The organism is Streptococcus sp. 2020WUSS084, assembly GCF_044427445.1.
Classification (GTDB): Bacteria; Bacillota; Bacilli; order Lactobacillales; family Streptococcaceae; genus Streptococcus; species Streptococcus suis.
In genome coordinates this window covers 61,683-81,203 of the sequence record NZ_JAOTGC010000002.1, presented here as the reverse complement: position 1 = coordinate 81,203, position 19,521 = coordinate 61,683, and the positions used below count along the sequence as shown (strand labels likewise).

Below are 19,521 nucleotides of genomic sequence, written 5' to 3'. Positions count from 1 at the left end.
AAAATCAGCACCCTATGAACATCTTCAAAGACCTAACGATGTTCATAAAATGCTGATGCATGACTACCCGGTGGCAGTAAATATTTGGTTGCTTTCATTGTATAATATTGCTATTAAAAAAGCAATTAATAAATCAAAATGCGAAATGCCTGATTTCCTTACTATCTATGACTAATCTTTCTGGTCAAGAAATCACCAATAAACTGAATGGCAAAGATGATAACCAAGATCAAGAAAGTTGCAAGGAAGGTCACATCGTCATTGTAACGCAAGTAACCGTAGGAAAGGGCAACTTGTCCCAAACCACCTGCTCCGATAGCTCCTGCCATGGCAGTATAGCCGACCAAGGAAACCAGGGCAAAGGTCGTCACACGAATCAAGTCAGGCAGACCCTCACGCAGATAGACAAGGACAATATCCCAGAACGTCGCTCCTGAAGCCTGAGCCGCCTCGATAACACCACGGTCCAATTCTGACAAGACCACTTCAACCTGACGGGCAAAGAACGGAAAGACTGAAAGGGCGAGCGGCACCAAGGCTGCCTCCGTACCAATCGTTTTCCCAACAATAATTTTTGTCAAAGGAGCAATGGCCGCCAACAAAATAATGAAAGGAATGGCACGGAAGATAGAAGCTACCTTATCCAAAATCCAGTAAACCGTCTTATTTTCAATGACACCCCGAGGACCAGTCAAGACCAAGAACAAACCTGAAACCAAGCCCATCAAGCCACCAAAAGCAAAGGAAACAAAGGTCATATAGAGGGTCAAATTAAAATGTGTTAACCAACCTGTCTGACCATCCCAGCCCAATTTATAAATATCTGGAAAATTCGTTTGAATCCATTCTAACATCTAGTTCGCTCCTTTCAAAATCGTCACTTCCACACGCGCCTCCATCACTGCCTCAATCGCACGGTGCAACTGACCAGGTTCACCTGATAAGATCACTACCATCTCACCGACTGGCGTATGGTCCAAAATTTCAATATTACCATAAAGAATATTGGCAGATACTTGATAGAATTTATACAAATCATTGACAATTGCCGTATCCGTGTTGGAACCAGCATACTTGAGTTGCACTAAAATACTATTCTCAGGCAAATTCTTAACAATATCCTGCTGGTAAATTTTCACCAAGGCCTCATCAATTCCTGTTGCTGTTTTGATGAAGTCCTGTGTCAATTCTTCTTTTGGATGAGAGAAGATTTCTAAAACGGAACCTTCTTCGATCAAGTGACCATCCTGCATAACAGCCACACGGTTACAAATGTCTTTTACAATCTGCATCTCATGGGTAATCATAACAATGGTCAAGCCCAATTTTTCATTCAATTCCTGCAAAAGTGCCAAAATCTGCTTAGTCGTTTTCGGATCCAAGGCAGAAGTAGACTCATCAGAAATCAAGATTTTAGGGTCATTGGCCAATGCACGGGCAATGGCAACACGTTGTTTTTGACCACCAGACAGCTGAGCTGGATAGTTTTCAGCACGGTCAGAAAGTCCAACCAAGTCCAACAACTTAGCAACTTTTTCTTTCTTCTCTTCCTTGCTCAAACCCGAATGCTTAAGAGCAAAGGCTACGTTTTCTTCTGCCGTCATTTGAGTCATCAGATTGAAATGCTGGAAAATCATGCCGATTTCACGGCGTTTGCTCCGCAATTGAGCTGGAGTAAGTGTGACCTTTTCTCCCTCGTAAATCACATCCTCATCGATAGTAATTTTACCCGCTGTCGGCACCTGCAATAAATTAATCACTCGAACAAGGGTAGATTTCCCTGCTCCAGAATAACCTACGATACCGTAAATATCCCCTTGATTGATATGGATGGTCACATCCTTTACCGCTTCGATGGTCCGTTTTTTCTGCTGGAAGGTTACATCAATATTATCCAGCTTAATCATTTCCTTACTCATAACTTGCAATTAACTCCTCTACTAATTCAACATGGCTATAGTAGTCAGCGATGCTGACATTTTCATCACCGGCATGGTCACGACTGTTGGCATTTCCTAGACCAAATCCTGCAATCGGCACACCTAGAGCATGAAAGACTGTGTGCATAGGTCCTGTCCCCGGAGACGTCGGCAAGACAGCAACTCCTTCTGGCGTCAACTTTTTAGCCAACTCAATCACATTGACAATGGCAGGATGAGACATGTCACTTCGGTAGCTCATTTCCCCCAAAGTGAAGATAACCTCAACTTTTTCAAAACCATGCTTGTCCAAATGCTTACGAATCTTATCTAATACATCATGCGGCTCCAACCCAGGCACCAGACGAACTTCCATCTTAGCAGAAGCCTGAGCTGGTATGATGGTCTTGACACCTTGACCAAGATAGCCAGTTGACAAGCCTTCAATGGTAATAGATGGCTCAAAATACAAACGCTTCAGAAACTCACGACGATCTTCTACCAAGGTTGGAAGAGTCAAGCCATAAACGTCTTTCATAGACTGACTGGTCGCCAGTGCAAATTCCTCCACCAAGGCCAATTCACGCTCATTTGTCTCTTGCACTTGCTCGTAAATGCCATCTACCAGGATTCGTCCATCTGCAGCCCGCATGGATTGAAGTGCTGATAATAAATACCAGCTTGCCGAATCAATGACACCACCATAGGAAGAATGAATATCCAAGTCAGCTGATTTAACCTGAAGATCAAAGGTCACAATTCCCTTATTTCCCCCAGCAATTTCTAGCTGATGTAGACTATTGCGATGCCCCTGCTCCCAGACAAGTAAATCAGCACCGATCAAATGTTCTTTATATTTTGAAAGGTATTTGTCCAAGTCGACAGAAGCTGACTCTTCTGCCCCTTCCATAATAAAAATCACATTGACTGGTAAATGGCCATTCTGTCTAGCCTGATATTTTTTCAAGGCCGACAGACGAGCTGTGATATGGCCCTTATCATCATCTACCCCGCGACCATAGATATAGCCATCGGAAATGGTCAATTCAAAGGGGTTGCCCTTCTCCCAGACCTGATCGGCATCTGCAGGTACTGTATCATAATGATTGTAGAAAATCAATGTTTTAGCATCTGGCACCGAAGCCTTAAACTTAGCCATGACAAAGGGTGCTGCATAACTATCATCCAAAACAACCTCTGCACCAGCTTCTTCAAACATATCTTTCAAGTAAGTCGCCACATCCAACAAACCAATCTGCTGAGCAAAAATAGATTTCTTTGAAATCAAGACCTTCAACTTCTCAAAATAAGTTTGAATAATCGCATCATTTTCAAATGCTTGAACTTTACTATCTGCCATACTTTCTCCTCATACTCAATAAAAATCAATCAAATCTACTAACCAAAATCAAATATTCTCCCACATATCTGACTTTAGTTAAGAGATTTTTTCTTATCTCTATAAAAACAGATAGAGGGCTGAACAACTTTGTCCAGTCCTCGACCTATTTACATTTTACCAAACTGGCTCATCCATACCGTCTGAAGTCTCTTCAATAACTTTTTTCACTTCATCCGTGTGGTAGGCTTCGATAATTTTCTTAATCGCTGCTGCTTGCTTTGATTTTTCCCAATCGCTACGAGCTGCAATCAAGTTGTACCACTGTTTTGAATTTTCATCTTTTTGCTCTTTGTAAAGGGCATTTTTGTAATCCAAACCAGCTTCCAACACAAATGTGTTGTTTACAACTGCTGCATCAACTGAGCTAAGTGAGCTTGCTGTTTGGCTTGCATCCAACTCAGTGATCTTCAAGTTCTTCTTGTTTTCAGTAATGTCAGCAATAGTTGCCAATTCTGTACCAGATACACCAACCTTGATCAAACCAGCTGCTTGAAGAAGGTAAAGAGCACGACTTTCGTTTGTTGGGTCGTTTGGAACCGCAATTTCTGCACCATCTGGAATTTCTTCCACTTTAGTGTACTTGTTTTTTCCATCAGCTGTACCTGAGTAAAGACGGATTGGTGCGATATAAGTATCCGCAATAGCAACCAAGTCTTCACCATTTTCTTGATTCCAGTTATTCAAGAAGTTGTAGTGCTGGAATGCGTTGATGTCTACTTCATTTTCAGCAACTGCCTTGTTTGGTTGTGAGTAATCTGTAAATTGAGTGAACTCCAATTTCACTTCATCACCAAGAATTTTTTGAACTTTATCCCAACGAGCTTGCTCAGAATCGCTCAAACTCATCACACCCACACGAACAGTTGTTGCTGAAGAATCAGATGAAGAGCTAGAAGACGAGCTACCACATGCAGCAAGTACACCTACTGATAAAGCAGCTGTTGCCAAACTAAACAATTTTTTTAATTTCATAAAATGATCTCCTTAAATTAGAACTGTATCTATCTTAACACAGAATTTTCTTTCTGACTAATTGACTTTTTTTATAGAAAGTTATAACTTTTCGTTATAACAAATACCCTTGCAATTATAAGTATTGATAATAAAAAGAGGGATACCCCTCTTAAAATATATCTACTAAATACTGAAACAGGTCTCGATGTTGCTTACAATCATTGTACAAAAATTCTGGATGCCATTGGATACCAAACAAAGCTTGGTTCCCTCTACTTTCATAAGCTTCTATCATGCCATCTCTAGGATCCAAACCTGTCGCCACCAGTCCTGGAGCCAATTCTTTGATTCGTTGCTGATGGAAGGAATTAATAGGGCTCCCTTGGGTAAACAGTTGACCGATTCGGCTTTTAGGTTTCACTTGTAAACGATGGGATGTCCCCGCAATACCTTCTTGCCAATGATGAGCCACCTCTTGTTCCAAGCTTCCACCTAGAGCAACATTCAGCAACTGCATCCCTCGGCAGACTGCAAAAATAGGTTTTCCTTGCCGAAGGGCCTCTTCAATCAAAGCTAACTCAAATGCATCACGTTCCAAGAGGTAATCATTACTATCAATCAAGCGCTCTTGCCCGTATAGACTTGGGTCTACATGCTGACCGCCTGATAAAATCAACTTATCAATCATGTTGATATAGTCCTTGGCTAAGTCAGGAGTTCCCATAGGAATAACCATTGGTACACCACCTGCCTGACGAACACCATCTGCCAATTCACTCGCAACGGTTACATAAGTTCTACCAGATTTAGTTGGAAATTCTTGCTCGTTTCCTGAAATTCCAATGATAACTTTTCCCATAAAAGCCCCTTTCTTTCATTTTTTCAATTGTAGCATGGCTACCTAGCCCTGTCTAATATAGAAGTTTTATGGCTTGATAAAAAATAACTATCAGAACTACCTATAAACAATTGCTCATAAACAAGAGTTTGCCTTTAGCAGTTTCATAGATAAAATCTATACCACGCTTAAGAAAAAACTATACTGGAGCCAGCATAAAAAAGTCAAGCTTGATAAACAGGCGTTTTTTCAAGCTTTTATATAGAAGAAATATCAAAAAAGTAGCTCTCTTTCAATCTGTTATAGTCAAAAGTTATAACTCCCTCTATTTTTTTACAATTATACAAGAGTCGTTTTTTCTGTTAGGATAGGGGCATAGAAATATTTTGGAGGAAAAAACATGACTACTACTATTATCGGCTTCCCACGTATCGGAGAACACCGTGAACTAAAATTTATCACTGAAAAATACTTTAGAAATGAAATTCCACAGGAAGAACTTTTGCTTGCTGCCAAAGAATTGCGCGCTAAACATTGGAATATTGTTAAAGAAGCAGGCATTACTGAGATTCCAAGCAACGACTTCTCTCATTATGACAATGTTTTGGATGCAGCAGTACTCTTCAACATCGTACCTAAAGCAGTTCAAGAACTTGACTTGACTGACCTTGAAAAATACTTCGCTCTTGCACGTGGTTATCAAGGAGAAAAAGGGGACGTTCGTGCTAGACCGATGAAAAAATGGTTCAATACTAACTACCACTATATCGTTCCAGCTATTGAAAAAGACACAGAAATCAAACTAGCCGGTCATAAGATTTTCGATGAATTCCAAGAAGCAAAGGACTTGGGTATCACAACTCGTCCAGTTTTGATTGGTCCATTCACGCTCTTACAATTAACTGACTTTGAAGAAGGTGTGAAAGCTGAAGATGTAGCAGATAGTTTGGTTGCTGCCTACGGACAAGTATTTGCAAAATTGGCAGAACTTGGCGCTGAAAAAATCCAGTTGGACGAGCCTAGCTTGGTCAAGGATTTGACTGCTGAAGAAAAAGCCCTGTTCCTAAACATCTACCAAACCCTCTTGGCTGATAAGAAAGGCTTGCAAGTCCTTATCCAAACCTACTTTGGCGTAAATAGTCCTCTTTCAAAAATTATGATTTTTGGTTTTTCAGCAAAAAATCAGTGAAAAATCACTCGTTATTTCATTCCACATAGCTCCTTTATTTTTTATTAGTGATATATTACCGCCCGTCGTTTGTGTTACTACCTAAAGTAAGATTCCTTTCAGAAAAGATTTTTTTTGCAACGAATGTAGCATTTAAGACTTTTGGAAAACCCACATACGGAATGCACTGAATAAATGTCTCAATAATTTTTTCTGGAGATATTCCCACATTTAAGGATCCATTAATATGAACTTCTAATTGTGGTTCGCACCCTCCTAATGTCAATAAACTTGTGATAGTTATCATTTCTCTTTCTTGCAAAGAAAGTCCTTGTCTACTATAAATATCTCCAAATGCAAATTCGATAATATATTCTCCTAAATCTGGAGCAATATCTTCTAATGTTTGTATAACTTTTTCGCCACTCACACCATCAATTTTTTGTAATTGTTCTAAACCTATTTCAAATCGTTTACTTTTCACTTGAATTCACCTCTTTTTTCTTTTATAATATAACTATACTACTTAAACCTTAGTTTAAGTCAAGTTCTTTTACTTATGAATTTTAAAAATTAGGAAAGGAGTCATCTGCAATGAAAATAGGCGAAATTGCAAATAAAACAAATCTTCCGGCAAGCACCCTTCGTTACTACGAAAAAAAAGGATTACTCAAAGTAGATAGAGACAAAAATGGTAGAAGATATTATAAAGAAAGCGATATAGAGTGGATAAAATTTATAAGACGGCTGAAAGAAACAGGAATGCTTATCAAAGATATTCAACATTATTCCGAGTTACGATATGTTGGCTCGATTACAATGCCTGAACGATTACAAATTCTCCAATTACACAGGAATTATGTTTTAGAACAGCAACTAAAATGGACTGAGTATCTTCAAAATTTAGATGATAAAATTGAGTTCTATCAGCAATCTATTAAAAATACGACAAAACATAACTTGTAATTCGATAAGATCTGTTACATTGAGTGCGTGAAAAAATATGATTCTTAAAATAGGGATACAGTGCTGAAAGCCCCGAATTATCAAGCTTTTTTCTCTGTATCCCTATTATATCTCAAGCCCACTTTGTATGTGATAAACTATGTGCCTTTTGTGCCATACTTTTCTCCTCTCGCTTTACAATAGGCTTGAACACCTTTATTGTATCGCGTTTGGAGTTTTTTGGTATAACCTTCGTCGCGCACCCGCATAGCGGGTGGTTTATTTGTCACGCACCTTACGGAGCGTGACGGACTAAAAGTCACATAATAAAAAAACTGACCTTCAAATGAAAATCAGTTCAAGGATAATAAACAGATTACAAGATGGCTAGAATGATGAAGTTCAGAATAAATAGAGCTGTAGCACCCCAAAGGATTGGGTGAATTTCTTTAGCCTTACCTGTTGAAACTTTTACCAAACAATAGAAGATAAATGCTGCTGCAATACCGTATGAGATTGAGAAGCAAAGCGCCATGAAGAAGGCTGCAAAGAAGGCTGGAAGAGCATCTTCGAATTGGCTCCAATCCACATCTAGGAATGATGAAACCATCATGACACCGACAATAATCAAAGCTGGAGCAGTTGCCGCTGCTGGTACAATACCGATAAATGGCAAGATAAGAATTGAAAGAAGGAAGAGAACCGCTGTTGTAACAGCTGTCAGACCAGTACGACCACCTGCAGAGATACCTGCAGCCGATTCAACATATGTCGTTGTATTTGAAGTACCAAATAGTGCACCGATTGAAGTACCAATCGCATCTGCAAAGAGCGCCTTGTCCATCTTAGAGTTAAAGCCTGTACCATTTTCGAGAGCTTTCTCATCTTCTTCTGAGAAAATACCAGTCTTACGACCTGTACCGATAAATGTACCAAGTGTGTCAAAGGTATCTGACAAGCTGAATGCAAAGATAGTCATCAAAACAAGTGGTAGACGGCTTGAGTCAGCAAAGAGCGAAGATAGACCACCAAAAGCTGCTAAGAAAGTCGTCCCAAGCTCCGCAAAGGCTGTACCGATATTGTTGTTTGCAAAATCAATTGTAGACAGATCCACAACACCTGCTGGAATTCCAGCTACAGTTGTTGCAATAATACCAATCAAAATTGCACCACGCACGTTCTTAATAACCAAAACAGCTGTCAAGAGGAGACCGAACACTGTCAAGAGAACACTTGGTTCAGTAAAAGTTGAAATAGATGGAACAACACCTCCACCTGCAAAAACAGAGAAAACACCATTTGAGAATGTTTCGGCTGTTGCATCTGCCGGAGCAACACCATTTACAGTAATAATATCTGAACCAGATGTCAAGAAGGTAATTAAATTAGAGTTTTTAAAACCAAGATAGGCAACGAAAACCCCGATACCTCCACCGATGGCATGTTGCAAGCTAATCGGAATCGCCTTAATAATGCTCTTACGAACCTTTGTAACGGTAATAAAAACGTTAAACAAACCGCAGAGGAAAACCATTGCCAAAGCTTCTTGCCAAGTAAAACCAAGACCGATAACCACTGTATAGGTAAAGAAGGCATTCAACCCCATGCCTGGTGCCAAGGCGTAAGGTACGTTAGCAAATAATCCCATAACAAGCGTTGATACAGCACTCGCAATAATAGTCGCTAAAAAGACTGCCTGAGTCGGCATACCTGCCACACTCAATACGCTCGGGTTAACGAACAAAATATAGGACATGGCAAAGAAAGTCGTAAGTCCTGCCATGATTTCTGTAGAAACAGTCGTTCCATGTTCTTTCAATTTAAAAAATTGATCCATATTTTTCATTTCTCCTTTTAATTTACGAACGATAAAAACATTATAATCAAAAAACATTCTAATTTCAAGTTTTTTAATCTTGAAAGCGTTATTTCATTGATTTTCAGTCTTTAACATTCGTAAATAACGAACATTGAAAAGTTGCGGACGATCTATAAAAAATTTATTGCTTCTTTGCTTTTATTATCTCCTTTTGTTATACTGGAAATTATTAGTTCAAGATATGGTTACCTACAAGTACTATTCTTTGACACATAAAACAATTTCTCAGCAGTCTAGCTACTACCTAAACACTATTCACTATTAAAAACTAGTATAACGAATCTAGAAAGGAATGCCATTAAATATGAAGAAAAAAATCATTGCTATCGATTTGGACGGCACATTGCTCAATAATGATAGTCAATTATCTGATTATACCATCTCAACTATAAAGAAGGTCCGCCAAGCAGGACACACCGTTCTTATCGCCACAGGTCGCCCCTATCGAATGGCTGAAAAATATTACCACCAACTAGAACTGGATACTCCCATGATTAATTTCAACGGTTCTTTAGTTCATATCCCTGGAAAGAAATGGCAATGGGAACAAAATATTTTAATTGACAAAAAATACCTACTAGAATTTCTAAAAGAAGAAGAAACATTCGAGGCAGATTTTATTGCCGGTGAATACAAGAATAAATTCTATATCACTCAAAAGAACTTAGACAAGATTGATCCGGCTCTGATGGGGGTTGAACAGATTACACCAGATACACTCATCAGACCTGAGTTAATTACCAGTGATCCTCATTCCATCCTTATGCAAACTCGTGCAACTGATAAGTATGAACTTGCAAAAGAAATGAATGCCTATTTCAAAGATGAATTAGAAATCAATACGTGGGGTGGACCATTAAATATCCTCGAAACTTGTGCAAAAGGTGTCAATAAGGCAACCGCTCTGAGCTATGTTCTTAACCTCTACCAAGCCTCTCCTAGCGACTTAATTGCCTTCGGCGATGAGCATAACGATGTTGAGATGCTAGACCTAGCAGGAACAGCCTATGCCATGAAAAATTGTAGCGATACACTTCGTCCACATGCCGACAGATTGACAGCATTTGCTAATTTTGAAGATGGTGTCGCACGTGAACTAGAAAACCTATTTTTATAGACTTCAAAAAACCTGATAAACTGTCAGGTTTTTGTCATATTCGTTGCATATTTTTATCACTTTTCTGAAACACGATTATGAAAAGTTTCGGAAATATTTTGCACTTTTAACACAAACCTACTTGACAAATGTACTGAAAACGTTTTATAATGGTATAGTTCGAACATGAAAGCCCATTCAATGGTTTTTACATGAACAAGAAAAATTTAGGAGGATCAATAATGAGTATTGGAATCATTATTGCAAGTCATGGCGAATTTGCTGCTGGTATTCATCAGTCAGGTTCAATGATCTTTGGCGAACAAGAAAAAGTACAAGTTGTTACTTTTATGCCAAGTGAAGGTCCAGATGATTTATACGCTAAGCTAAATGCTGCCGTGGACGCATTCGATGCCGATGATGAAGTTTTGGTTTTGGCTGACCTTTGGAGTGGTTCACCATTCAACCAAGCGAGCCGTGTAGCTGGTGAAAATCCAGATCGTAAGTTTGCTATCATCACTGGTCTAAACTTGCCAATGCTTATCCAAGCTTACACAGAGCGTATGATTAACGCTGCTGCTGGCGTGGAAGAAGTTGCGGCAAACATTATCAAGGAAGCAAAAGATGGTATCAAAGTTCTTCCAGAAGAACTTCAACCAGCTGAAGCTGCTCCTGTTGCCGATGCTGCTCCTGTTGCACTACAAGGTGCTATCCCTCCAGGTACTGTTATCGGTGATGGCAAGTTGAAAATCAACTTAGCCCGTATCGACACTCGTCTCTTGCACGGTCAAGTGGCGACTGGTTGGACTCCTGCTTCCAAAGCAGATCGTATCATCGTTGCATCAGATACAGTTGCCAAAGATGAATTGCGTAAACAACTCATCAAACAAGCTGCACCTGGTAACGTAAAAGCGAACGTTGTCCCAATCAAGAAATTGATTGAGGTTTCTAAAGACCCTCGATTCGGTAACACTCACGCCTTGATTCTTTTCGAAACTCCTCAAGAAGCTCTTGAAGCAATTGAAGGTGGTGTTGAAATCAAAGAATTGAACGTTGGTTCTATGGCTCACTCAACTGGTAAAACAATGGTTAACAACGTATTGTCAATGGACAAAGATGACGTTGCAACCTTTGAAAAATTGCGTGACCTCGGCGTTGAATTTGATGTGCGTAAAGTACCAAACGATTCGAAGAAAGACTTGTTTGAACTTATCAACAAGGCAAACGTTCAATAAATCGATCTGTTAGTATAGAAAGGATTACAACATGTCAGATATTACACTTATTTCTGCAATTCTCGTTGTCATCGTTGCCTTCTTCGCTGGTCTTGAAGGTATCCTTGACGAATTCCAATTCCATCAACCATTGGTAGCTTGTACCCTTATCGGTCTTGTAACTGGTAACTTGGCTGCAGGTGTTATGCTTGGTGGTTCTCTACAAATGATTGCACTTGGTTGGGCGAACATTGGTGCAGCTGTTGCTCCTGACGCTGCTCTTGCTTCTGTAGCTGCTGCAATCATCATGATCAAAGGTGGCGACTTCTCAACTGAAGGTATTGCCGTTGCAACAACAACTGCTATCCCTCTTGCCGTAGCTGGTCTTTTCCTTACAATGATCGTTCGTACTATCTCAGTCGGTCTTGTACACGGTGCTGACAATGCTGCTAAAGATGCAAACTTCGCTGCTGTAGAACGTTACCACTTGTTTGCTCTTCTCCTTCAAGGTTTGCGTATCGCAGTTCCTGCGGCTCTTCTTCTTGCAATTCCTGCAGAAGCTGTTCAAGCAGTTCTTGAATCTATGCCAGCTTGGTTGTCAGGTGGTATGGCCGTTGGTGGTGGTATGGTTGTTGCCGTAGGTTATGCTATGGTTATCAACATGATGGCAACTCGTGAAGTATGGCCATTCTTCGCACTTGGTTTTGCATTTGCTGCTATCAGTAAATTGACACTTATCGCACTTGGTGTTATCGGTGTTGCAATCGCGCTTATCTACCTCAACTTGTCAAAACAAGGCGGATCAGGTAACGGTGGTGCTTCATCTAACGACCCAATCGGCGACATCCTTGAAGACTACTAAGAGAAGGGAGATTCATCATGTCAGAAAAAATTCAACTTTCCGTAAGCGATCGTAAAAAAGTTTGGTGGCGTTCAACCTTCCTTCAAGGTTCATGGAACTATGAGCGTATGCAAAACTTAGGTTGGGCTTATGCAATGATCCCAGCTATCAAAAAACTTTACACTAAAAAAGAAGATCAAGCTGCTGCTCTTGAGCGCCACTTGGAATTCTTCAACACACACCCATACGTTGCTTCACCAATCCTTGGTGTAACTCTTGCCCTTGAAGAAGAGCGTGCTAATGGTGCTGAAATCGATGACACAGCTATCCAAGGTGTGAAAATCGGTATGATGGGACCTCTTGCTGGTATCGGTGACCCAGTCTTCTGGTTTACTGTTCGTCCAATCCTTGGTGCTCTTGGTGCTTCACTTGCACAATCTGGGAATATCATGGGACCAATCATCTTCTTCCTTGGTTGGAACGCAATCCGTATGGCCTTTCTATGGTATACACAAGAATTTGGTTACAAGGCTGGTAGCGAAATCACTAAAGACATGTCTGGTGGTATCCTTCAAGACATCACTAAAGGTGCTTCAATCCTTGGTATGTTCATCCTTGCCGTTCTTGTTCAACGCTGGGTATCTATTACTTTCGCTGTAAATCTTCCTGCTAAACAATTGTCAGAAGGTGCTTACATCGTCTTCCCAGAAGGTACTGTTACTGGTGCTGAGTTGAAAGGTATTCTTGGTCAAGCTCTTAGCGGACTTAGCCTTGAACCAACTCAAGCTCAAACATTACAAGGTCAGTTGGACAGCTTGATTCCTGGTTTGATGGGACTTCTCCTTACTTTCCTCTGCATGCACTTGCTTAAGAAGAAAGTAACACCAATCACAATGATTATCGGTCTCTTCATCGTAGGTATTCTTGCTCGTTTCTTCAACATTATGTAATCAAGGACCCCGCTCTTGCGGGGTTTTATGATATAATGAATATCTAGGGAGAGAGCACTATGGCACAATCACAAAATACAAGCGTTGAACTACAAACCACAGGGGTTTCCTACATGGGCTTTGGTGGCAAGGTTGGTAAATTTCTAATTGGTGACAAGGCACTTGAATTCTACCCAGATAGCAACGTTGAGCGTTATATCCAGATTCCTTGGTCAGAAATGACTAGCATTGGCGCAAACGTTTCTGGCAAAGCAATCAGCCGTCATTTTGAAATTTATACAGAGAAAAGTCGATTCTTGTTTGCATCTAAAGATTCTGGTAAGATTCTTAAAATTGCTCGTGAGCATATTGGCAATGAAAAAGTTGTGAAATTACCGACTCTTATGCAAACAATCGGCAGAAAAATTTCGAATCTATTTGCCAAAAAATAAAAATTCAAGTATAATAGTAGAAACGGATAAGTAGCATCTGGCTCCTTCCAGAAAGTCTGCGGTCGCTGTGAGCAGATAGGAAAAAGTTGTGAAATTCTACCGTTATGAAATTATCAAAATACAATCAAGTGCACAGAATGTGAAGCTGGATGGAACCGCGGTAAATATCGCTCCAGCATCTCTCATTCTGTGTTTTTTATTCTAAAGGAGACATCTATGCTAGATATCAAACGTATTCGTACAGATTTTGACGGAGTGGCTGCCAAATTAGCTACTCGTGGTGTGGCTGCCGAAACCTTGGCAGACATCAAGGAATTGGATGCAAAACGCCGTGAAATCTTGGTTACTGTAGAAGAATTAAAAGCTGAACGTAACACAGTTTCAGCAGAGATTGCCCAAGCAAAACGCAACAAGGAAAATGCTGACGACAAGATTGCTGCCATGCAAAAACTGTCTGCCGATGTAAAAAACTTGGATGCTGAACTCTTGGAAATTGATGAAAAACTAAATGCCATTCTTGCAGTTCTTCCAAATACGCCGCACGACTCTGTCCCTGTTGGTGCAGACGAAGAAGAAAACGTGGAAGTTCGCCGCTGGGGCACACCACGTGAATTCACTTTCGAGCCAAAAGCTCACTGGGATTTGGGTGAAGACCTAGATATTCTGGACTGGGAACGTGGCGCAAAAGTAACTGGTGCCCGCTTCCTCTTCTACAAGAACTTGGGTGCTCGCTTAGAACGTGCCCTCTACAACTTCATGTTAGACGAGCATATCGCAGAAGGTTATCAGGAAATCATCACACCTTACATGGTCAACCACGACTCTATGTTTGGTACTGGTCAGTATCCAAAGTTCAAGGAAGATACTTTTGAGTTGGCAGACACTAACTTCGTCCTCATCCCAACTGCGGAAGTGCCATTGACCAACTACTACCGCAACGAGATTTTGGAAGAAAAAGACCTGCCAATCTACTTCACAGCCATGAGCCCATCTTTCCGTTCTGAAGCTGGTTCTGCTGGTCGTGACACCCGTGGTCTTATACGCCTCCACCAATTCCACAAGGTTGAAATGGTCAAATTTGCCACACCAGAGCAATCTTATGATGAATTGGAAAAAATGACCGCAAACGCAGAGAATATTCTCCAAAAGCTAGGCTTGCCTTACCGCGTTTTGGCCCTCTGTACAGGTGATATGGGATTCTCAGCTGCTAAGACCTATGACTTGGAAGTCTGGATTCCTGCCCAAAATGCCTACCGTGAAATCTCAAGCTGTTCAAATACCGAGGATTTCCAAGCTCGTCGTGCCCAAATCCGCTACCGCGATGCTGCTGATGGCAAGGTTAAATTGCTCCACACCCTTAACGGCTCTGGTCTAGCAGTTGGCCGTACAGTGGCTGCCATCCTTGAAAACTACCAAAACGAAGATGGTTCTGTCACCATTCCAGAAGTTCTCCGTCCATACATGGGTGGGGTTGATGTGATTAAGCCATAACCTATCCCAAGAAAAAAACAAACATCATGACGATGCTTGTCTGCCATTAACCCACTGATTATTCGGTGGGTTTTGTCATATTCAGATAAGGTTCTAGTAGAGAAAAGCCGTTAGTCAAGCGTTTTCGCAGCTCCTCTTCAGAGGCAGTCGTTCTAAATGGTACATCATACTTGACCAGTACTTTTCGAACGCGTCCTGCTTCGACGGCTTCTAGTAAAATCTGCCTATTCTCCTCAGTTCCATCCAAGCGATAAAATACCTTTCCCTCTTGCACCCAGTAATAAAGTGGTGCCTGAATCGGGCAGTTCAGCACACGGTTTTGCTGAAAAAGAGAGGTCTCTACCTTCTTTCGCTCAATGAAGCTAACTTCTACTGAAATCCCCGCTTCAGCTCCCTTACCATACAGACGAATGGCGAAAGCTGGGGCCGACGGACTAGCAGAGGGTAGGCGGTAATAGGTCCAAAAATGCGGTCTGCAAATCTGGGCTTGGTTCATCCATTGACTAACTCTTTCTGGCACAAAGGGACTGACTTGCTCAGCTAAGGCTAAACTTAATGTCTGAAACTCCTTGCGTGCTGCCTGTGCTAAGTTTCTTAAGGTTGTCATGTCGCTTACCGAAGCTCCTGCCTTTTCAGGCTTGCAATAATGAACTCCTTGATAATCCAAGTATCTATGACACTGTTCAAGCATCTGAACCTCCTATCCACTTCTCCATATAGACCATATCCATGCCTTCCTGCTCAGGCTCGGTTTTGATAGCCTTATAGCCTAGACTTTCGTAGAAAGCGACCAATCTAGGCTCCTGTAAAACCGTACAGAGTACCCACCGCTTGACTGTCGGATAGAGTTGTTCTAACTCTAACATGGCCTTATGACCATAGCCTTTTCCTCTGTGGTCTGGGTCAATGCCAATCAGACCTAGCCAGCCCTGGTCTGCATCTTCAGCGACCGTTGTTCGTACCAGTCCGACTGTCTGAACCTCTTCGACAATCTTGTAGTAGTTGCAATTTGGTCGTGCAAACCGTGATTGGAAGTAGTCCATAGTTTCAATGGCAGGGTTGTATTGGTCCTGATAGGTTTCATACAAGGCTGCAAATGCTCGGTGTTGAATGGGCAATAATTCTTCTGCGTTTGATAGATCTGCTTTTACTAACATGGAAAACCTCCTGAAAACTATTTTATCCATTGTATCAAATCTAGCGAAAAAATACTAGGTCTTCCTAGTATTTTCTAAAGCGTTGATAGCGGTTTTCGAGCAATTTATCAAGTGGCAAGGCTTGTAACTGAGCCAACTGGCTAACGAGGTTTTCCTTGATGTCAGACAAGACTTGCTTGGTCGCTCTGCCATTTTCCAAAACAACCCGATCGACCACTTGGAGCTTCTCCAACTCATAAGAAGTGATCTTCATGAGTTCTGCCGCTTCCATGGCCCGACTGCCGTCTTTCCAGAGGATAGAGGCGAAACCTTCAGGGCTGAGGACGGCGTACATGGAGTTTTCCAGCATCCAGACCTGATCTGCGACTGCTAGGGCAAGGGCTCCACCAGAACCTCCCTCGCCGATAATAATGGCGATAATAGGCACCTTGAGGTCGCTCATCTCCATGAGGTTGCGGGCAATGGCCTCGCCCTGTCCACGCTCCTCAGCACCGACGCCTGGATAGGCTCCAGCGGTATTGATAAAGGTGACAACGGGACGACCAAACTTCTCCGCCTGCTTCATGAGGCGAAGGGCCTTGCGGTAGCCTTCAGGATGGGGCTGCCCAAAGTTGCGTTTGAGGTTATCCTGGAGGTTCTTGCCTTTTTGGATACCGATGACTGTCACAGGCTGACCTGCTAGAAAGCCGATGCCACCCACTACAGCTTCGTCATCACGGAAATTGCGATCGCCGTGCAATTCGATAAAGTCATCAAAGAGCTGTGTGGCATAGTCCAAGGTGGTCAGGCGAGCCTGGTCACGTGCCAAACGGATCATACGTGCTACATCACTGGTCATCTAACACCTCCATGCATTCTCAGCAAGCGACTGATGGTCGCAGGCAAGTCCTGACGTTTGACAATAGCGTCAACAAAGCCGTGTTCTTGTAAAAATTCAGCCTTCTGGAAATCGTCAGGCAGATTTTCCCGAACGGTTGACTCAATAACCCGTCGTCCAGCAAAACCAACCAAGGTCTGCGGTTCAGCTAGGATAATATCGCCTTCCATGGCAAAACTAGCTGTCACACCTCCTGTTGTGGGGTCTGTCAAGACCGTCAGGTAAAAGAGCCCAGCATTTGAGTGGCATTTCACAGCTGCCGAAATCTTGGCCATTTGCATCAGGCTCATGATGCCTTCCTGCATCCGAGCACCGCCAGATGCGGTAAAAAGGACGACTGGCAATTTCTCTTCAGTAGCCAGTTCAAAGAGGCGGGTAATTTTCTCACCGACCACCGTTCCCATTGAAGCCATAATAAAGTGAGAATCCATGATTCCAAGGGCAACTTGTTGTCCGCTGATTGTCGCCTTGCCTGTCAAAACAGCCTCATCCAAGCCTGTCTTTTGACGGGTGGCTGCCAATTTTTCCAAATAATTAGGGAAATCCAAGGGATTTTTGGTTTCAATCCCTGTAAACAATTCCTCAAACGAGCCTTCATCCACTGTCAAAACCAAGCGTTCCTGAGCTGTAATCCGGAAATTATAGGAACAGTGTTGACAGGTTTTCTCTGGTCCCAAATCCTTCTTGTAGAGGATTTCCTTACAAGCTGGACATTTGGAAAAGAGTTCATCTGGCACCTCTGGCTTTGCTTGAGGTGCTGACTCTATCCGCGAACGATTTGGATTGATGCGGATATATTTGTCCTTTTTGCGAAACAAAGCCATACTTCTCTCCTAGTTTACTTTTTCAGTTCTTCTTGATAGCGGGGTAAAAATTCTTCCATGAGGTAGGCGGTGTCGTAATCACCAGCCACTACACGCTTGTCGGAAATCAAGTCTAGCTGGAAGTCAGTATTGGTCACCACTCCGTCAATTTCCAATTCGTAGAGGGCTCGCTGCATCTTCATCAGGGCTTCAAAGCGATTTTCCCCATGCACGATAACCTTGGCAATCATAGAATCATAGTAAGGCGGAATGGTGTAGCCTGGATAAACTGCCGAGTCCACACGCAAGCCAACGCCACCACTTGGTAGGTAGAGATTGGAAATCTTACCTGGACTTGGGGCAAAATTGAAGGCTGGATTTTCAGCATTGATGCGGCATTCAATGGCATGGCCTGTAATCTGCACATCTTCTTGGCAGACGCTGAGTTCCTGACCAGCCGCAATCTTGATTTGCTCCTTGACAATATCCACACCGGTCACAAATTCGGTAACTGGATGTTCCACCTGCACCCGTGTGTTCATTTCCATGAAGTAAAATTCGCCCTTGGCTTCGTCCAAAAGGAACTCAATAGTCCCCGCATTTTCATAACCAACTGACTGGGCAGCCCGCACCGCTGCTTGACCGATACGTTCCCGCATGGTTTGACCAATGGCGATAGACGGAGCTTCTTCCAAGACCTTCTGGTTGTTGCGTTGAAGGGAACAATCCCGTTCTCCCAGATGGATGACATGACCGTGTTGGTCTGCCAAAATCTGTACTTCGATGTGGCGGGCTGGATAGACGACACGCTCCATATACATGGCACCGTTGCCAAAAGCTGCCTTGGCTTCACTGGAAGCTGATTCAAAGGCAGGCACTAGGTCTTCAGCTTTTTCCACCTTACGAATCCCCTTACCGCCACCACCTGCCGATGCCTTGAGCATGACAGGATAGCCAATCTTTTCAGCGATTTCAAGGGCTTCTTGGCTGGTCAAGACTTCGCCGTCTGATCCTGGAATAACAGGCACTTGAGCCTTAATCATCTCCGACCGAGCATTGATTTTATCGCCCATGGTATCCATAACCGTCCCAGAAGGACCGATAAATTTGATACCAACCTCTTCACAGAGGGTGGCGAATTTGGAGTTTTCACTCAAAAATCCAAAGCCAGGGTGAATAGCCTGGGCACCTGTCACAACAGCCGCCGAGATGACCGCCTGCATATTGAGATAGGAGTCTGTCGAACGAGCAGGTCCGATACAGACAGCCTCATCTGCCAACATAGTGTGGAGGGCTTCCTTGTCAGCCTCTGAATAGACAGCCACCGTCGCAATCCCCAACTCCCTGGCCGCACGAATAATCCGCACTGCAATCTCACCACGATTGGCAATCAAAATCTTCTCAAACATGATGAATCCTATCTCCTTTTTAATATAGAATAATTATTTATCACAAGCTCAGCCCTTAACTAGTTTGCAAAATAAAGGACCGATTCATACTCAATGAAAATCAAAATCAGGCTAGGCGACGCAGATGCAGATAGAACTGAAGTTCAT

The 19,521-nt window shown here is 42.3% G+C and carries 19 protein-coding genes and 1 pseudogene; 8 read left to right on the top strand and 12 right to left on the bottom strand.

What is annotated here, in order from left to right; all coding sequences use genetic code 11:
- Positions 1-161: 161 nt before the first annotated feature.
- From ODU50_RS01755 to ODU50_RS01735, 5 genes are all read right to left on the bottom strand, one after another.
- Complete coding sequence (locus ODU50_RS01755) at positions 162-854, bottom strand: methionine ABC transporter permease (RefSeq protein ID WP_105121257.1); 693 nt, start codon at positions 852-854, stop codon at positions 162-164.
- Positions 855-1,919, bottom strand: coding sequence for a methionine ABC transporter ATP-binding protein (locus ODU50_RS01750; protein ID WP_203181231.1), 1,065 nt, complete (start codon positions 1,917-1,919; stop codon positions 855-857). It abuts the gene before it with no gap.
- Positions 1,912-3,279: a M20/M25/M40 family metallo-hydrolase gene (locus ODU50_RS01745; RefSeq protein WP_105153495.1), complete on the bottom strand. Its 1,368-nt coding sequence runs from the start codon at positions 3,277-3,279 to the stop codon at positions 1,912-1,914. The genes ODU50_RS01750 and ODU50_RS01745 overlap by 8 nt, the downstream gene beginning before the upstream one ends.
- A gap of 156 nt (positions 3,280-3,435) precedes the next feature.
- Positions 3,436-4,293, bottom strand: coding sequence for a MetQ/NlpA family ABC transporter substrate-binding protein (locus tag ODU50_RS01740; RefSeq protein ID WP_105153496.1), 858 nt, complete (start codon positions 4,291-4,293; stop codon positions 3,436-3,438).
- A gap of 151 nt (positions 4,294-4,444) precedes the next feature.
- Complete coding sequence (locus tag ODU50_RS01735) at positions 4,445-5,134, bottom strand: gamma-glutamyl-gamma-aminobutyrate hydrolase family protein (RefSeq protein WP_105153497.1); 690 nt, start codon at positions 5,132-5,134, stop codon at positions 4,445-4,447.
- 379 nt (positions 5,135-5,513) lie between these two features.
- Here ODU50_RS01735 and ODU50_RS01730 point away from each other — a divergent pair.
- Positions 5,514-6,245, top strand: a pseudogene (locus ODU50_RS01730) (5-methyltetrahydropteroyltriglutamate--homocysteine S-methyltransferase); the annotation flags it as partial.
- A gap of 112 nt (positions 6,246-6,357) precedes the next feature.
- On the opposite strand, the gene ODU50_RS01725 reads toward ODU50_RS01730, so the two are convergent.
- The gene (locus ODU50_RS01725; RefSeq protein WP_024412958.1) at positions 6,358-6,771 is read right to left on the bottom strand and encodes a carboxymuconolactone decarboxylase family protein; all 414 of its coding nucleotides are present in this window, start codon (positions 6,769-6,771) and stop codon (positions 6,358-6,360) included.
- Between the two features lie 104 nt (positions 6,772-6,875).
- Between ODU50_RS01725 and ODU50_RS01720 the strand changes: the two genes are divergently transcribed.
- Positions 6,876-7,247, top strand: coding sequence for a MerR family transcriptional regulator (locus tag ODU50_RS01720; RefSeq protein ID WP_024412957.1), 372 nt, complete (start codon positions 6,876-6,878; stop codon positions 7,245-7,247).
- A gap of 355 nt (positions 7,248-7,602) precedes the next feature.
- Here the strand turns inward: ODU50_RS01720 and ODU50_RS01715 are convergent, their stop codons facing one another.
- Positions 7,603-9,063, bottom strand: a complete 1,461-nt coding sequence (locus ODU50_RS01715) for an NCS2 family permease (RefSeq protein ID WP_024414516.1) — start codon at positions 9,061-9,063, stop codon at positions 7,603-7,605.
- 346 nt (positions 9,064-9,409) lie between these two features.
- On the opposite strand from ODU50_RS01715, the gene ODU50_RS01710 reads away from it, so the two are divergent.
- The 6 genes from ODU50_RS01710 (at position 9,410) to serS (ending at position 15,128) form a co-directional block, all read left to right on the top strand.
- On the top strand, positions 9,410-10,222 hold the full coding sequence (locus ODU50_RS01710; protein ID WP_024395413.1) for a Cof-type HAD-IIB family hydrolase: 813 nt from the start codon (positions 9,410-9,412) through the stop codon (positions 10,220-10,222).
- 221 nt (positions 10,223-10,443) lie between these two features.
- The gene (locus tag ODU50_RS01705; RefSeq protein WP_012775315.1) at positions 10,444-11,436 is read left to right on the top strand and encodes a PTS sugar transporter subunit IIB; all 993 of its coding nucleotides are present in this window, start codon (positions 10,444-10,446) and stop codon (positions 11,434-11,436) included.
- A 31-nt stretch (positions 11,437-11,467) separates the two neighbouring features.
- Positions 11,468-12,277 (top strand): PTS mannose/fructose/sorbose transporter subunit IIC, encoded by an 810-nt coding sequence (locus ODU50_RS01700; protein ID WP_009910688.1) that lies wholly within the window; start codon positions 11,468-11,470, stop codon positions 12,275-12,277.
- A gap of 17 nt (positions 12,278-12,294) precedes the next feature.
- On the top strand, positions 12,295-13,206 hold the full coding sequence (locus tag ODU50_RS01695) for a PTS system mannose/fructose/sorbose family transporter subunit IID (RefSeq protein WP_024408274.1): 912 nt from the start codon (positions 12,295-12,297) through the stop codon (positions 13,204-13,206).
- Positions 13,207-13,265: 59 nt separating this feature from the next.
- Entirely contained in the window at positions 13,266-13,637 is a 372-nt protein-coding gene (locus ODU50_RS01690; RefSeq protein ID WP_012027688.1) for a DUF956 family protein, read from the top strand.
- 216 nt (positions 13,638-13,853) lie between these two features.
- Complete coding sequence (serS, locus tag ODU50_RS01685) at positions 13,854-15,128, top strand: serine--tRNA ligase (protein ID WP_024395410.1); 1,275 nt, start codon at positions 13,854-13,856, stop codon at positions 15,126-15,128.
- A 58-nt stretch (positions 15,129-15,186) separates the two neighbouring features.
- On the opposite strand, the gene ODU50_RS01680 is transcribed toward serS, so the two are convergent.
- The 5 genes from ODU50_RS01680 to ODU50_RS01660 all read right to left on the bottom strand — a co-directional run bounded on the left by ODU50_RS01680 (position 15,187) and on the right by ODU50_RS01660 (position 19,374).
- A complete protein-coding gene (locus ODU50_RS01680; protein ID WP_044758912.1) occupies positions 15,187-15,819 on the bottom strand; it encodes a hypothetical protein in 633 nt (210 codons plus the stop codon).
- Positions 15,812-16,285 carry a GNAT family N-acetyltransferase gene (locus ODU50_RS01675; protein ID WP_105153498.1) on the bottom strand — a complete coding sequence of 158 codons (474 nt, stop codon included), beginning with the start codon at positions 16,283-16,285 and terminating at the stop codon, positions 15,812-15,814. Before ODU50_RS01675 ends, ODU50_RS01680 begins: the two co-directional genes overlap by 8 nt.
- A gap of 64 nt (positions 16,286-16,349) precedes the next feature.
- Entirely contained in the window at positions 16,350-17,123 is a 774-nt protein-coding gene (locus ODU50_RS01670) for an acetyl-CoA carboxylase carboxyl transferase subunit alpha (protein WP_105153499.1), read from the bottom strand.
- Positions 17,120-17,986, bottom strand: a complete 867-nt coding sequence (gene accD, locus ODU50_RS01665) for an acetyl-CoA carboxylase, carboxyltransferase subunit beta (protein WP_105153500.1) — start codon at positions 17,984-17,986, stop codon at positions 17,120-17,122. The genes ODU50_RS01670 and accD overlap by 4 nt, the downstream gene beginning before the upstream one ends.
- A 14-nt stretch (positions 17,987-18,000) precedes the next feature.
- On the bottom strand, positions 18,001-19,374 hold the full coding sequence (locus tag ODU50_RS01660; RefSeq protein WP_105153501.1) for an acetyl-CoA carboxylase biotin carboxylase subunit: 1,374 nt from the start codon (positions 19,372-19,374) through the stop codon (positions 18,001-18,003).
- Positions 19,375-19,521 lie beyond the last annotated feature (147 nt).

Excerpts from the sequence above, each read along its gene's own strand:
- ODU50_RS01755 (WP_105121257.1), bottom strand. The coding sequence starts at position 854 with ATGTTAGAATGGATTCAAACGAATTTTCCAGATATTTATAAATTGGGC.
- ODU50_RS01750 (WP_203181231.1), bottom strand. The coding sequence starts at position 1,919 with ATGAGTAAGGAAATGATTAAGCTGGATAATATTGATGTAACCTTCCAG.
- ODU50_RS01745 (WP_105153495.1), bottom strand. The coding sequence starts at position 3,279 with ATGGCAGATAGTAAAGTTCAAGCATTTGAAAATGATGCGATTATTCAA.
- ODU50_RS01740 (WP_105153496.1), bottom strand. The coding sequence starts at position 4,293 with ATGAAATTAAAAAAATTGTTTAGTTTGGCAACAGCTGCTTTATCAGTA.
- ODU50_RS01735 (WP_105153497.1), bottom strand. The coding sequence starts at position 5,134 with ATGGGAAAAGTTATCATTGGAATTTCAGGAAACGAGCAAGAATTTCCA.
- ODU50_RS01720 (WP_024412957.1), top strand. The coding sequence starts at position 6,876 with ATGAAAATAGGCGAAATTGCAAATAAAACAAATCTTCCGGCAAGCACC.
- ODU50_RS01715 (WP_024414516.1), bottom strand. The coding sequence starts at position 9,063 with ATGGATCAATTTTTTAAATTGAAAGAACATGGAACGACTGTTTCTACA.
- ODU50_RS01710 (WP_024395413.1), top strand. The coding sequence starts at position 9,410 with ATGAAGAAAAAAATCATTGCTATCGATTTGGACGGCACATTGCTCAAT.
- ODU50_RS01705 (WP_012775315.1), top strand. The coding sequence starts at position 10,444 with ATGAGTATTGGAATCATTATTGCAAGTCATGGCGAATTTGCTGCTGGT.
- ODU50_RS01700 (WP_009910688.1), top strand. The coding sequence starts at position 11,468 with ATGTCAGATATTACACTTATTTCTGCAATTCTCGTTGTCATCGTTGCC.
- ODU50_RS01695 (WP_024408274.1), top strand. The coding sequence starts at position 12,295 with ATGTCAGAAAAAATTCAACTTTCCGTAAGCGATCGTAAAAAAGTTTGG.
- ODU50_RS01690 (WP_012027688.1), top strand. The coding sequence starts at position 13,266 with ATGGCACAATCACAAAATACAAGCGTTGAACTACAAACCACAGGGGTT.
- serS (WP_024395410.1), top strand. The coding sequence starts at position 13,854 with ATGCTAGATATCAAACGTATTCGTACAGATTTTGACGGAGTGGCTGCC.
- ODU50_RS01680 (WP_044758912.1), bottom strand. The coding sequence starts at position 15,819 with ATGCTTGAACAGTGTCATAGATACTTGGATTATCAAGGAGTTCATTAT.
- ODU50_RS01675 (WP_105153498.1), bottom strand. The coding sequence starts at position 16,285 with ATGTTAGTAAAAGCAGATCTATCAAACGCAGAAGAATTATTGCCCATT.
- ODU50_RS01670 (WP_105153499.1), bottom strand. The coding sequence starts at position 17,123 with ATGACCAGTGATGTAGCACGTATGATCCGTTTGGCACGTGACCAGGCT.
- accD (WP_105153500.1), bottom strand. The coding sequence starts at position 17,986 with ATGGCTTTGTTTCGCAAAAAGGACAAATATATCCGCATCAATCCAAAT.
- ODU50_RS01660 (WP_105153501.1), bottom strand. The coding sequence starts at position 19,374 with ATGTTTGAGAAGATTTTGATTGCCAATCGTGGTGAGATTGCAGTGCGG.